Source organism: Specibacter sp. AOP5-B1-6, from assembly GCF_052376555.1.
Lineage (GTDB): Bacteria > Actinomycetota > Actinomycetes > Actinomycetales > Micrococcaceae > Specibacter.
In genome coordinates this window covers 50,254-64,590 of the sequence record NZ_JBQSVT010000026.1, presented here as the reverse complement: position 1 = coordinate 64,590, position 14,337 = coordinate 50,254, and the positions used below count along the sequence as shown (strand labels likewise).

Here is a 14,337-nt window from a genome sequence, read left to right as displayed (position 1 = left end):
CGAGTCGACTTGGTTGGAAATCATCGGTGAAGTCCTCGCGGCCCAAGGTGCCGAGCGGACCGCGCACGAGGTTCGCGACGAGGAACAGGAGAATGCACATTCCCTGCACCGTCTCGCCGCTGAATACGACTACCTCGCCCAGATCGCGGCCGCAGACGACCTGCGTACCACCGTCGACCATGTGCTGCCAGGACTTGCGAGCATCTTGGAGTGCTCACCATCGTGGGGTGCGGCTGTCGCCGCCTGGAGACGCGCCACAGCCCGTGATCCTCGTGCGGCCGTAGCAACGCTGGAGCACACCATCCGACGCCCCGGCGACGCCGATGACCTCATGGCTGTCCTGCATGCACGGCTCCGCCTTCTCGGTGGCAGCACATCAGCTGGCCTCGATGATTGGTTGTATGAGCAGCTCACCAGTAGCCGGCCAGATCTCGCGGACATGATTGCCCAAGTACGCAGCCTCGCTGCAGCCAGAGTCCAGGAGCTAAAAGTGAAGGTACTGGCCGGCACCGACACGTGGATACAGCGAGTAGACGGCATGCTCCCGAGCAGCACAACTGCGATAGACCGAAACACGTTGGCGGAACAAATAGCCATCTACAGGGACCGTTGGCAGATCGGGAACGACCCGGAACCGTTGGGCCCTCCCACGGCAGGCTACGAGTGGGAACGCACCAACGACCGGCGGCAGCTCGACGCAGAGCTGGCCCGGCTGCAAAGCACCGCAGCGACCAGCAATGGAACAAGGGCCGTGAAGGTTTCCGTTGGTGCTGCCCTTACCAATGTCGGCTGGGAAATTTAGAATAAGAGCGGAGGAGGCAGCCATGGAAAGCAACCCGATGATCAAACCGCAGCTCAGCGGGGGCCTCCTTGTCGCAACGACCGTCGTTATCAGCGTGGCCCTGCTGTACTTGGTCGCCGCGATTGCCATCGCGTGGCCTGGATTCCAGAGTGTTTGGATTGCGCTCAGCGTCATGCTCGTGGCGGCAGGCTTCGTTTTCTGGCGCTGGTCCCGGCGGGTTCAGGACCGGAGACAGTGGCAGCAGTTCGCCAACAGGCAGTGGGAATACCTAACCCGGATCAAAGGTGAACATGAGGCCACCGCCGAGATCACCGTCCTCAGTTTCGAAGAAATCCAACCGACTGGCTCTTGGGCAACCATCCGCTGGAACAAGTTCGGCTACGTTCAACCGGTCTGGATCGAGAACGGAACGTTCGCCATCTGGCCCGACTCAGTCCTGCTCATCCGTCCCGACCCGACACAAATTCAGGTCGGCGCGCCCTGGCCGCCAACTTACTACCTCCGGTCCCACGCATGTTTGGCTATCGCGCCAGCCACAACATCGTGATGGCCATGTGATTGCCTGACCGCCATGCCGATCTGGTGTCCTCCACGACAGAACTACTGGTGTTCACGGATGTAGGTAACTCCGAAGGCAGCTACTTGACGGAACTCCTGCTTGTGGAAGCTGAGGTCATAGTGACTATTGGAGCCTTTCTGGAAAATATCGAGACCTCGTCCAAGCAATATCTTCCATCCGTTATCGGCTCGGATCGATCGATCATGAATCGTCTCATCCCATGCAACATTAAATTTGATACCAAAAGCTGCCGCACTACCCTGAATATAGTCCAGCATGAGTAGTTGACGATGTTCCGGGTCAGAAGTGTCCTCTTTTGTCACAAGAGTCACCGAAATCTCTTCTGCAGGTTCCTTCTTCACCGCAAGTAACGCCAGCAGATCCACTAAGTTTCGGCCTTGGTGTGGGAGCCGGATATACGGGTCAATAATCGAAATCTCGGACGACCCTTGCAAATATGGCAACAGCAGTGTGTCGTAGGAAATACCACGCTGATTCTCCTGGAATTCGAGATGCCCCTCTAATAAACTTTCCGATGCAGGTACACCCAACGACGCTTCCGGGACCTTTGTCGGCGAGGCAACGCTGCCCAATTCATTCGTAGTTGCCGCGTCCCCATCTATTTCGCTTTGTTGAGTCCGGTAGTAGGTGGGGAACTCGTCCTCTTCCAAAGTCGTGACAGGGCGCCAGCCAGCAACTTTGTCGGCATATCCGAATTTTACGCCCGGCATCGTCTTGTCCATACGGAGGATCTGGTCTTTGACTCGCTTGCGACCTTCAACCGCGAGACGTAGGATCTCTTCGATCTCATCGGGGCCGGCCTTCTCGTGTGGGTAAAGCAATTTCATCAACCCCGAGAAGGTCTTGTGGATGCCGTCGCGGTCACGGGTCGAAATGTCTGATCCGAGGGTGAAGTACTTTTGATAACGGTCCGAATAGTCCAAGTTACGCATCGATTTCAGCACCTCAGCAATGTAGTCAACTACGAACCCATAGCCATCGGAGAACATCTCGCTGCGGATCGGCTCAACTTCCCAACCCGGTATGTAGAAGTGCAGGCGATCGAGGAAAGCGGGGTCGTGGTAACTCTCCGGCAATTCATCGAAGAGGTCAGAATGCTTGAGCATGTACGGCACGGTGTGCGACGTGTTGCCGACGAAAACCATCGATGCCTCGGCACCGAGCGTCTCCACGCCACGGGAGAACGACTTGTTCGCCATATAGTTCTTCATGATGTCGACCAGCGCTTTGTCGGTACGCTTCTTCTTGCCCGCGAACTCGTCAAACGCAACAACGTCCCAGTACCCGACGAGACCGAGGCGACCGTTCGCGTTGTTCACGAACAGCTTCGGTACAGTAACTTCTCCCCCTGAGATCAGCATGCCGTGTGGCGAGAACTCCGAGTAGATGTGCGATTTGCCCGTGCCTTTGGGGCCCAGCTCAACAAGGTTGTAATTTCGCTCGACGAACGGGATCAAGCGAACCAGCTGCAGCAGCTTTGCACGACGACCAAACATCTCGGGGTCGAATCCGATCGACTGGATCAGTAGGTCGATCCACTCGTCGGTGGTGAACTCTGCCCGCGCGGCAAGGTAGCCATCATAGTCGAAGTTCGACATCTGGATCGGCTTGAGCGATCCGAGGATCCACGGCGAGACCCTGGCATCATCAGAATGGAAATACTCAACGTCGCACAGGCACCAGACCCCTCCCACGAGCAACTTCTGGTGAGCATTGACCGTACAGGAATCAACGATTACACCATTGATACCCAAATTCGCGAAAGAGGCTTGGTAGACGTCGTCTTTCTCGTTAAGGGTGACGTTGACCTTGTCAATGATTCGGTAGCGACCCTTCTCGCGGATCTTCGATTTGACCAGCTCGGACTCGTTGCGGTGAACGTAGTGCTCGGCGAGGATCTTCCGGACTGTGTCGATGCCCGCCTGAATCGTTGCCTCATCATCAGACGCCGCGTACTGCCCGAGTAGGTATTCCAGCACATAAGAGGGCACGATTGCGTTGCCCTTGACTGCCTTGACAAGGTCCTTACGCACTACCGCTCCAGCAAAATGCTCATTGATCTTGCGATCCAAATCGCTCTGCGAAGCAGCCGTCGGGGCCACGGTGTCCAAGACATCCGAGCCAGGCACTGTCTGTGTCTTATCGATATGGTCGCTCATCAATGTTCCTTAGAAGTCGAAGTCCGTAGTGAAGGAGCGTTTGATCGTGTACGGCGCGCTCTTATATTTCTTCCACTGGTCAGTGCCTTCGATCGGCTCAGACAATCGGAACTCCACGCCCTGGTTATTCGCCGCATCGGCGTCCTTGCTCAGCAGCAGCCGGACGCTCTGGAACCGGTCACGTCCCTCGGAGCTCTCCGCATCAAAAAGCAATTCCGGCTCGTTCGAAATAAGATCGCCGCCGAAGTACAACCCCGCACGGAGTTTCCGCGCCGGGCGCTGATCCGTAACCGCGCTTTGCTGGTACAGCTTCACAACAATCTGGCCCGTTGTTATTTTGTCTGACTCCGGGTGGATGTCAACGTTGACCGGCTCTACAGTGTCGGACCGGCCCTTGTTAATTGAAATGAGAGGCACCACGATCTCTTGAAGGGAGGCGCCGCCGTGGACGAACTGGAAGCCTGCCCCGGGCTTGGTGATCCGGCAGATCGAGTTCGGGATCTGCACCTCCAAGTCGCTCGAAAGACCCACCTGTTCAGGTAGGAAATGCCGGAACGCGTCGTCGGTCTTGAGACCGCGGCCAAGGACGTATCGACGGTTCTCAACCACGACCTTGTCGCCCTGAGGCTTGACGGTCAAGTTGAACTGTGGAGCAAGCTTGGACTCTTGATACAGAAAGCCGTGGTCGGCCGTGACGAAGATGTTAGTCGCGTTCGCATTGGCGAGCTTCTTGACGATGTCGATGAGTTCGTCAATCGCATCTGCAGCCGCCTTGAAGGTGCGGTGCTCTGAGACCGCCTTGTCACCCGTTGCATCAATCGTGTCGTGGTAGACGTACAGTACCTGATTTGCGCCGTAGAGATCTCGCCGCTCAACCGGTTTCATCTTCAGGAAGTCTTTGGCCTGGATCGCCGAGCCGCCCACGGCAGCAAGGATCTTCGACCGATTCGCTGTTCCATTGGAGGGTCGGCCATCAACGAGCACCGGGTCACCGCTCTCGGAGTGCGCCAGAGTCTTGTGCGGCAGCAGTGAAGCCATGCCGAGCTGAGTGTAACTCGGCAGGACACCGAGCATGGCCTCGATCTTGGCATCGTACTTATTCTCGCCGCGGATCTTTGACGTCAATTCATCGGCAACCTCATAACGCATCGCATCAGAAATGATGACGACAGCCTTCTTGCGTCCGCCTCGAACGAGAGGCGCGATATGGCGGTCGTAGAATGAAGTTTGCGAGTTGATCGCTGGCGACTTCCACTGCTCGACCTGGTCAACCTGCTTCTGCCAGCTCATGCCGAGTTGGGTGAGAAAGTCGGTGACGTAGGCGTTTTCGACCTGCTCATTCAGTGCCTCTAGGGGCTGTTTGAACTCGGCCGACTGCGACGCGGATGTGTACTGCCTGTACAGTTGATCGACTCTAAACAGGTCATCTCGGTACCGGATGAGGCCCTCGTCGAAACTGGACACGTTGAGTCGCGCGGAGCGGATTGCCGGGATGAGTTCAGCCGCAGCGCCCAGCGCTGCATATAGTTTGGCGTAGTCGTCAAACCATACGCTTTCACGTCTCCGGCTGCGGATCGTCTCGGCCACGTCCCGAGCTGACATGGTCTGAGCACCGATTCCCTCAATCAAGCGCCGGATGATCTCTTTCTCACCTATGTCGAAAATATCGGTGGCGACAAGCTCGGAATACGTTGACTCCACTGCCTGCTGCGCATAGTCGAGATCAATTTCAGCCTGACGAGCTAGTTGCTTGACGGCATTGGCGCTCCTCATGGAGTCACGGAAGCTGCGAAAATCGATTTCGATGTTACGCGCAGAATTCGACGTTGTAGTCTCGAACCCATCGCGCGCTTGCTTGAACATCCACAGCACGAACCCTGCAACACTCGGCGACTCTGATTCGTAGCCATAGATTTTCGCCGCCCCACCCCAATAGAAGTCGGTTAGACGTTGGGCCAACAGGGCCCCGTAGCCAGAGATGCCATCGGCGGCATGCTGCACCAGCAGCGTGCGAGTGAGCTCAGAGAAGCTGTGCTCCTTCTGTCCGAGCACTACTGCGCACATCTTGGCCTGGACCTTGGTGAAGTCATCGTCAGGGCGCAGCAATTCTTTGAACTTCGCAATCAGTTTCGTGTCGCAGAAGAACTTTTCGTGCCCGTCAACCAGTCCACTTGATCCGGCCGCAGTGAGTCCGAGATCGGCTTGCATGAGTGCACCACGATCAGCGGTGAAGATTCCATACGCGAGTTCGAGGTCAAGCAACCAATTTCCGGTAGCGCCTACAAGCGCGCCTTGGCGATATATCAAGAACTTCGAGTCCGGCTCGGCACGCAGTACACGGTACTTGATCGCGAACTCGTCGTTCTCGGCACGAAGAACGATCACTTCGGTCGTTGCGTGGGAATCGAGTTCAGCGGCGTAGCTGCCGTCGGGGTCATGCCACACCACGATGCGCTGCTGCTCGAATCGCTCCGCGAGATGAGTTTTGATTGAAAGTGCTTTGCTCACTCTGCCGCCTCAAGACCCGTGATCTTCTTCAGTGCCGGGTAGAACTTGGGGTAGTTTGTCTTCACTCCGTCATCGAGGTCGATCGTGATCTGCTGGGTGGCCAGCGGGTAAAGCACATCATGCTCATAGTCGCGAAGTTCAGCGAGCACTTTGCGCAACCGGTCGGCTTCCTTCTGGTCCTTTGCCGAGGCGCCACCTGCTGCGGCCTGTTCGGCGTTGGTGAGCGCGACTTCCAGCTTGGCGCGATACTCCCGCAGATACTCGTTCAGCACTGTGGAGACCGTCGATGGGTTGTAGCGGTGCAGATAAATCAACGCATTGAATGAGCCGCTAGGGCTGGAGAACATCCAGTAGATTGGGCGTTTCTTGTACTTCTGCACATGGTCGTCATAGAACTTCGACTTACCCGCCCTATTAATGAAATAATCACGAAGCGTCTTGACCCCCAAGGATTCCTCGACGAAACGTAGGTTCGCCTCAAAGTGTTCGGATCCGAACACGACACGGAGAAACTCGCGGAACCGCTCGACGATGTCATCCTCAAACCAACCGTCATCAACGATCGGAATCACGTTGTCGGCATCCGGGACGAAGGTCTCGGACGAAACACTTGCACGATGTGTCTGCAGTGTTGAACCTTGGTCGGCCAGGATCAGACCTGGCTTGCTGAGACTATAGCGTCCGAACATGCAACCTATCGCATACGAAACAAGCTGAACAGTGAGATCGAAGTTCTCACTGCCTGATTGCCCCGGCGAAGCGAATGGGTTGTTCCGAAGCCCCACATCAGAGAGATCTTTCGGAGCAGCGACCCTCCACTCGCGAAGCCCGAAGCTAGAAGCAACAGTTCGGTCGATCTCAACCTCAGATTCGCGAATTTTCTGAACCCGTGAGGAAGCGCTCTGTCTCACTTCCTCGAATGCCGCCTCAATCAATCGATGCTGGCTGGTTAGGCTCAATGGCCCTAAGAACTCCAACGATGTTTCGTTGGAATCCCAGTCATATTTGGAAATTGACACAAGCTCTTCAGCAATTTCGCGAAGACGTTCAGAATCGATCTGGCGCGGAACAGGAAGCGAAGCAATATTCCCCTCTGTGAAGTTTAGCGTTGGCGCATACGCCGCAAGCACGTCCTCAATTACACTAGAATTAAGAACTGCCAAAAGGGCAAATAAATCTCCCTGTATATGCGGAAAAAGTGCCCCGGCCGCCCCATCGAACATATAACCTGCAGGTACATGCCTGAAAGAAGGGCGACCCGAGGAAACCTTAGTCCAAGTTATAGATTCTCGAAGATAGTAGCTGGGGTTCCTCACTACCGACTTTGGGTATGCTCGAATTTCCGCCCCTTGATCTTGCCAGTTGACAACGTGCTCAACATTTCCGAACCACTTACGAAATCCACCGCCTTTATTATAGGGGTACCACTTCATAACCGCTGAACTACCGAGTGTAGTGCGTTCAAACGAAACCTCCCACCAGGCCCGCATGAATCTCGGCTTATCAGCCGGAGATAATCCCTGTCGCACATCCGCTATTGTTTCAAATTTCTCCGCTTCCCCTAGAACAGCCATAAGCTCCAGGCCAAGCCAATAAGAGATTGGTGCGCCGGGGACTCGTACGAAATCCAAGGCCGAAGCTACAAAACGCCGCTCAGAAGAAGGATCGTTGATCGCATCCAAAAACGCTATCCGCTTTTCATCAGAATTCAAAGGTGTCAGCCTTATGAACGGCGCCTTACGCCCAGGGGCGTCTGTCTTTGCCAGAACAAAAGCCGCATTAGCACCGAAAATATCTGGATGATTTGATACATCCCGGAGATGCACAAAACTATCGAATGAATGGCCCGCGAGAATGTCCCTTCGAAAATTTTCAAAGCTGACAATTGACATCCAGGTATCGCCAATAACCTTGGCGATGTAGCCGCCAGTGACGACCATTTCCAGTGATCGAAGAACAAAGCAGCCGTATAGGTCCTGTTTCCCATCAGGGTATCGGTCCTTGACATACGACGCGAGAATATCCTCCATATATTTTGATCCCATATAAGGCGGATTGGCGACGGAAACGCAGTACTGGGTGGAAAGGAATTTGGCCTGATGAATCACCTGCTCGGCACGTCCCAGGGCGTCTTCCACGAGAAGGTCTCCCCCGGAGTCGAGGGGAATGACATACTTGCCCAACCGGCGTGTCAGCACCGGGTCTGGTTGGATGAGCGCACCAAGAATATCGGCATGTTCGAACTGATTCCAAAACGTTTCCTCGTCATGGCGGTCGCCATCGCGAGTGGCGAGAAAGTCCAGCTCTTCGGGTCCGAATGAGATTGGTTCAATGACGCAAATCTTCGGCTCAATCTGTTTGCTGAAAAAGGTGCGCTGCCTGGCCCGAGCTTTCATGGCCAGCGCAAAAGCGGCGAGGACCCCGGCTCGCATGTCGATCTCGGCGCCGAAGAGATTGCGCGTGAGGATTAAGCTGGGAATGTCGGCCGGCGCGTAGCCCTCCTCTTCGTAGATGGAATAGAGCAGATCGAAAGCGTAAGTGAGCATGTGGCCGGAGCCGCAAGCAGGGTCAATTATGGTCAACTCTTCGGGTGTTGAGATCCTCAGAAAGTCGGTGTCTTCTTCAACAGGGGAGATGTAGTATCGCATTTGGTCAATAAGGCGCGAGGCTGGCCTGTTGAGCATCCATAGACGCCCTAGAGAGTTTTCGACGAGGTATCGGACGATCCAATGAGGAGTGAAGAGCTGAGTTGCTGCGGGAATCTCGTCCGCCCCTCTTTTGGCTTTGCTATCGAAGATCTGTTGTTTTCGCTCAGATGTGTAGAACTGATAGAGCCAACCGATCACCTCGACGTCCTCGCACACTTCTGCGGTGAGCACCTCGCGGACACAGGTCAGGATCGCGCCATCTGCGAGAAGGCCTGTGGGCACGAGTAGCTCGGTGTAGTCACCTTCGCGCTCGAACATGAACGGCATCGATTTGTGCCAGTAGCGGCAGTACTCGGTCAGCAATAACGCGTATGCCTCGCCCTCGGCATCAGTGCTGCGGCGGCTGCCATCGAGTAGACCGATAATCGCTTCTGCTTCGTTTTTAACGGTAAAAACTTCGGCATCTAGGTTGCCACGCTTGGCATCGGCGAGGATCTCAGGCTGCCCATGCATCTGCCCTTGCGCAGGCGAGACTACTCCGGCAGCCGTGTAGCCACAGGCGTCCATAAAGCGCAGCGCGACGATGCGGTTGAACCAGGTATAGGCGACTTTGTCTATCACATGGTAACGCCCGTGCGCGGCGATCTCTTTTTCGAGTTTCACTACCGCGCTGGCGCGTTCGCTACGGGCGACAGACCCGGGTGCGAGTATTGTAGTTGCCTGTGCGTCGACGGCTGCGAGGAGGTCACGGCGCGCCTGTGTTGCGAATCGCTCTAGAGGTTTAGTTTCCATGTCGTTCTCGTCCTAGAGCGCGATGCGCTTATTGTCGTTTATGGTCGCGAGCAGTGTCGCACGCAGCCTGTCAAGGTAAGTGTCGATGTCGTTTATGGTTTCGAGCACCTCACCAGCACCTGGAAGAGCAAGCGTGTTGATCGATACGGTGTGCTTCACCGGCACTGGCGCACGGCCCGGTCCGCTGCTGGGCTCAGGGGTTGGCATGGGAGCCTGACCCGGTACGACTTTGGCGGCTTCCAACTCGTCAAGGATGGACGGGTAGACGATGTCGGCGAACTGAGAGGCCAGATTCCTAACCGCCGGGATCTGTGTCTCGCGTTGTACCCGCTCGAGGACGACCTGCGCCTTGCCCGTCACCGACTGCTGTGCCTTCTCCGTGGCGCCAGCATAGGCCTCACTGTCGGGTACCTGGCGCCAGCGAGTCATGATGTCGTCGATTGCAGCATCGCGCTGCCCTTTGATCACCGTTCTGAGCTGAGCTTCCAACTCCTTCACCGCAGCGCCCATCTGCGTGGTTCTGTTGCCCCGGAAGATGTGAGGATCATTCAGGGCCAATGCAATCGCATTCATAGCCCCAGTGGGCAGGTAGGCCATATTGGCCTGGTTTGCCTGCATGAATGCCAGAGCGCTTTCGAAGATGCCGCGCTGGCTGCTGTTTGGGTGCAGGAAAGCTTTGATCGGGTCGATCACGTTGTCCTTGGCTTCCATCAAGTCATCAGCGCCGCGGAAGTCAGTGATGAACCAATCGACTTTGTGCTCGCTGAGTTCGGTGAGCATTTGGATCGGCTCATCGAGCTGGTCAACAAATGAGTAGTTGGCACCAAACCGCAGGGCCTTGAGCTCCTTGAGCCTAGACTCAAGGAGCTCCTTTCCAACACGAGCCAGCTCCAAGGGGTCCTTGGAGATTGCACCGTCGTCTATGAAGTCAACGACGAACTTCCGGAACGAGGTGACGACCTTCATGTCAAATATACGCTGCGGAGCGACAACCATGCTCGGGAAACTCTGAGTGTTGCGAAGGGCCCCGGGGATCTCTGTGCGGGCAAGCACCTTACCATTGAGCTGGACCTCGATCTTCGACTGGCCGGCAAGGTAGGCAACAACCGCAGCAACCGACCGCTGGTCCCATCCGAATGGCTTGCTCGTGTAGCGCTCCACCACCTGTTTCATCGTGACCATCTCGTGGCGCTTACCTCGCATCTCGAGATGCCCGAGCAAATCACTCCCTGGTACTTCCAGGATGCTGGCCGTCTCCTCCATGAGCGAGCCGTCGGACAGATTTACAAGGCCAACGAGGCTCTGCTCGTCAAAGGTCTTGCCTCCCAGCATGCCAAGATTTGTGTAGGTGGCCGCAATGACCCGTTGAAAGCCGTCGTTGATCCGCGCCACCGCGTCTGACGACGTAACGTCGAGTATGCCTGCGTTGTAGATCAAGGTCGAATTGCCTACAGCACTACGGAGTCGTTCAACGATCTCCTTTTCTCGCTCGGCGTTCTGCGTGCCCTTCGTCTGCAAGATTGTCTGCTCGATTGCAGTGCGGCTGGCGCCTTGTGCCCGCTTGACATACTTCTCTGTTTTCAGCTGTAGTCGCAAGTCGGCGAGGATCCGGTCTACTTCGAGAGGAAGCGCGACGCGGAGTTCGTCAAGCCCGGCACTATGGGCCTTGATCTGGTCTAAGCTGAACCCGGTCTCAGGACTGGTGAAATGCAGCGCCAGTTCGTGCTGCTTGCTCATCGCTTGCCCGTCCAGCTTGAACCCGAATGGGAAGTTCTGGCCGTTCTTGCTGTAGGTAACCTTGGGTAACTTAATGACTGAGGCAGTGAGTAAATCGGAGAACTTCTTGGAAACCTCGGAACTGTCGATGTCGACGTTCTTGATCTCCTGCTCGATCTTCTGCTCTTCATTCGTTAGGTAGTCGTAAACGTCGCCGTTGCGTTGGATGTATGTCTGTGCTTCCAGAGCGGCAAGAGCTATGTTGACGTCTTTGCCCAGCTGTGCAAGATCGGTATCAAAGCGGTTGTAGACCAGCACGGTGAGGTTACGCGGCGTGGCCTTGAACGTGTCCACATACTTTACGAGGAACAATGCCTTGAGCAGCCGGACCGCGAGCGGCGGCAGCGATGGGCTGCGCTCCGCTTCAATGATCGCGCGGTGGCTCGCTGCTTTCAGAGCGGATCGGATGCCTTCGAACATTTGGTCGAACGATGCCAAATGGCCAAGCGATTCAGCAGCGAGTGTCCGAGCAACTTCCTGAACGACTCCGAGCATTGACCGCTCACCCACCGAGCTGTTACGACCCTCGAAGATGTTGTGGTCACTGATGCCCTCGATCGCTGACTGGAACAACGGGAACTGGTACGTCACGAACGGGTATGTGCCTACAAAGTGCGTTTGGTCGCGATAGTTCGGGTAATGGCGTCCCTCAACGAAGTCGAAGAGCGTCCTGAAGTTCGTATGTTCAACCACGTAAGTCGCTGCAAGGTCTTGTTCGGAGGTTTCAGTCTTGGCCAGGAGGCGCTTCCGGATGACTTCCTCGACGTCCTGACTGGTGAGCTTGAGACGGTTCTTAAAGCGGGCTTGGATCTTGGAGAAGTCATTGGCCTGCGACTTGGTTCGGTCGCCCCCCACCTTTTCCATGTCTTCCTGAGAAGTAACGAAGATCCATGACCTACCGTGGCACCTGGTAGCAAGCGACTCAGCAATGGTCTGCAGGTTCAACATCAATTTGGTGTTGGTACCGATGAACTGACCGACCTCGTCAACGAAAAAGTTCAGCCGGAACCCGTCGGGTTGCTGACCGAGCCAGAGGGCAACTTCGTCGGCGAAATCGTCAATGGAGACCTTATAGTTGGCGCTGTACTGGCGGATGATACCGGGACTCTCGGTGCCGTTGACCTCGGTGAAGGCCTGGTCGATATGACCGGCTTCAAGCGCGGCCTGCTCACGTCCCTGCAACCACGGGATGCCAGCGATTCGTTCGAAGGCTGACTTAAAGGCTATGTATTGGCCCCGGGAGTCCAGATCACGCTCAAAGCGGGCGATGTGGCCTTGATTCCCGTAGTAGCCGCGGGACTCATCGAAGATCTTCACAAAGACTCTGAGCAGGGCATCGTTTTGGTCCTTGGAGATCAAGGTCGCCTTTTGGTCAATGTTGAACAGCAGGCTCTTCCCCGCGATGCGGTCAGCTTTCTCGATCAGAGCAGGCAGGAATGCATCCTCGGTCTTGGATCGAAACGACTCCGAGACCTTCTGGCGCGGGAAGTCATGACCGTCGATGTCGCCCAGCAAGTGCGCGAGCATCTTCAAAAGGTGTGACTTACCAGAACCAAAAAAGCCCGAGACCCACACGCCGTTGGCGTTCGTGTAGTTCGTGTACGCCTCTAGCACATGCTCAATGCCTTTGGCTGCTTCGTTGGTGAGAACGTACTCTTCGACCTCTGTGGCGAGTTGTGACGCGTCATCGGCCTTGATAACACCCTCAATTGCACGGCCGATGGGTTTGGCGAAGATGTCGTTGATCAGTGTCATGGTCATGGTTCCTGCTCCAAAATGTCCTTGGCCCGGTAATAGCTGTCACTTGTGCTGAGGTTGAGTGCGCGAAGCTGATGTCCACCTGTCTGAGTGAACTCGTAGGTTCCCGGGAACCACGCAAGCATCGGACGCCCAGTAACGACGCTTTGCAAATTCTCCAGCACTGTGTGGGTGCGGATGAAGGGAAAAACTTCGCCGATGCCTGTCAGGAAGACGATGTCGCTTGGCGTCTGTGAGATGAACTCGCGGATAGCGGGTGCGAGGTGGTCGTGTGGGTCGAGCATCCCCTGCAAGACTTCGCGGAATTCGGACTTGTCCATCTCCGGCTCCAACGCGAGAACCCGTTCCCATACGCCACGCTCTACTAGAAGCCTGACTGCGAGATCGTACAGATTGATCTCTACGACGCTCAGACCGTCATCGCTGCGGAGCTTGTTCGACACCCTATCCCGCATGTCTTCAACTTCAAGAGCCCAGGCAGGTGGGTAATGGTAGATGAAAAATGGCACCTCGTTGGAGAGACCCTCCATCTTGAGGAACCGTTCACTGCGCAGCACATCATAGACATGAGTCTCCTCCGCTTGGATGTTCCGTCTTTCAGTTGTATTCATCGTGTGGCCGCCTCGATCGACAAGTTGGTTGGGAAGAATCGGACGTCGCTCCGAGCCTGTCCGACGACCACCTCGTGGACGCGTTCCGAGAGAACGGCGGGGACGATCTCCCCTCTCTCGCTGAGCAGCCCGGACTCGTGGAGCATACGGAAGAGGTTCTGCCGAAGCTTAGCGCGCGTCGACGGTTTGAGTTCATCGAGCTCAGGATGCCACAGACCCTTTTTAACTATGAAGCGTTCGAAGTCTTCGAAATCGAGAGTCGGGGTGAGTAGTAGGAACCGCTCGCGAAGAACCTCCTCGGCAAAATCTCCGATCAGCTCGTAACGACGGCACGCGGCGACCCACATCAACTGACATCGCTCAGTCGGACTCCCATCTGCAAGGAGTTCCAACTCGGCATCGTCAAAAGTGCTCAACCGTTGGATCGTTTCGCGTGTCACACGAGCGCTCGACGACACCGTCCGCGACTGCAAGAGGTTTCCGTTCGTGACAGCGTTCCGCACCTCCGTCCAGTCTCGCTCACGTAGATAGACGGTCGTGATCACGTCTGCTTCACGCGCTAGGAGGCCACCGCTAGTGAAAGACAGTGCGAAGCGAGCATGATCGTTAGGATCGGGTGCCAACGGGCGCCTCCTTCCAGTTGGTGGGCAGTGGATCAGGACATTATTGAGCCCCAACATTGGGGTCGGTGGCTCGGTATGGC

At 55.9% G+C, this 14,337-nt stretch carries 8 protein-coding genes; 2 read left to right on the top strand and 6 right to left on the bottom strand.

Features of this window, described 5'->3' with window-relative positions:
- Both ACT3TS_RS13545 and ACT3TS_RS13540 read left to right on the top strand, forming a co-directional pair.
- A partial coding sequence (locus ACT3TS_RS13545) for a hypothetical protein (protein WP_444532032.1) occupies positions 1–802 on the top strand: 802 nt, incomplete at its 5' end.
- Between the two features lie 22 nt (positions 803–824).
- Positions 825–1,349 carry a hypothetical protein gene (locus tag ACT3TS_RS13540; protein WP_444532031.1) on the top strand — a complete coding sequence of 175 codons (525 nt, stop codon included), beginning with the start codon at positions 825–827 and terminating at the stop codon, positions 1,347–1,349.
- 53 nt (positions 1,350–1,402) lie between these two features.
- Here ACT3TS_RS13540 and brxL read toward each other — a convergent pair whose 3' ends face one another.
- Genes brxL through ACT3TS_RS13510 form a run of 6 tightly spaced genes read right to left on the bottom strand, consistent with a single transcriptional unit; the run spans position 1,403 to position 14,314 of the window.
- Complete coding sequence (gene brxL, locus ACT3TS_RS13535) at positions 1,403–3,541, bottom strand: BREX system Lon protease-like protein BrxL (protein WP_444532030.1); 2,139 nt, start codon at positions 3,539–3,541, stop codon at positions 1,403–1,405.
- A 9-nt stretch (positions 3,542–3,550) separates the two neighbouring features.
- Positions 3,551–6,049: a BREX-1 system phosphatase PglZ type A gene (gene pglZ, locus ACT3TS_RS13530; RefSeq protein WP_444532029.1), complete on the bottom strand. Its 2,499-nt coding sequence runs from the start codon at positions 6,047–6,049 to the stop codon at positions 3,551–3,553.
- Positions 6,046–9,489 (bottom strand): BREX-1 system adenine-specific DNA-methyltransferase PglX, encoded by a 3,444-nt coding sequence (pglX, locus tag ACT3TS_RS13525; protein WP_444532028.1) that lies wholly within the window; start codon positions 9,487–9,489, stop codon positions 6,046–6,048. Before pglX ends, pglZ begins: the two co-directional genes overlap by 4 nt.
- Before the next feature lie 12 nt (positions 9,490–9,501).
- Positions 9,502–13,026 (bottom strand): BREX system P-loop protein BrxC, encoded by a 3,525-nt coding sequence (gene brxC, locus ACT3TS_RS13520; RefSeq protein WP_444532027.1) that lies wholly within the window; start codon positions 13,024–13,026, stop codon positions 9,502–9,504.
- Entirely contained in the window at positions 13,023–13,634 is a 612-nt protein-coding gene (locus ACT3TS_RS13515) for a DUF1788 domain-containing protein (RefSeq protein ID WP_444532026.1), read from the bottom strand. The genes brxC and ACT3TS_RS13515 overlap by 4 nt, the downstream gene beginning before the upstream one ends.
- Positions 13,631–14,314: a DUF1819 family protein gene (locus tag ACT3TS_RS13510; protein WP_444532025.1), complete on the bottom strand. Its 684-nt coding sequence runs from the start codon at positions 14,312–14,314 to the stop codon at positions 13,631–13,633. Before ACT3TS_RS13510 ends, ACT3TS_RS13515 begins: the two co-directional genes overlap by 4 nt.
- Positions 14,315–14,337 lie beyond the last annotated feature (23 nt).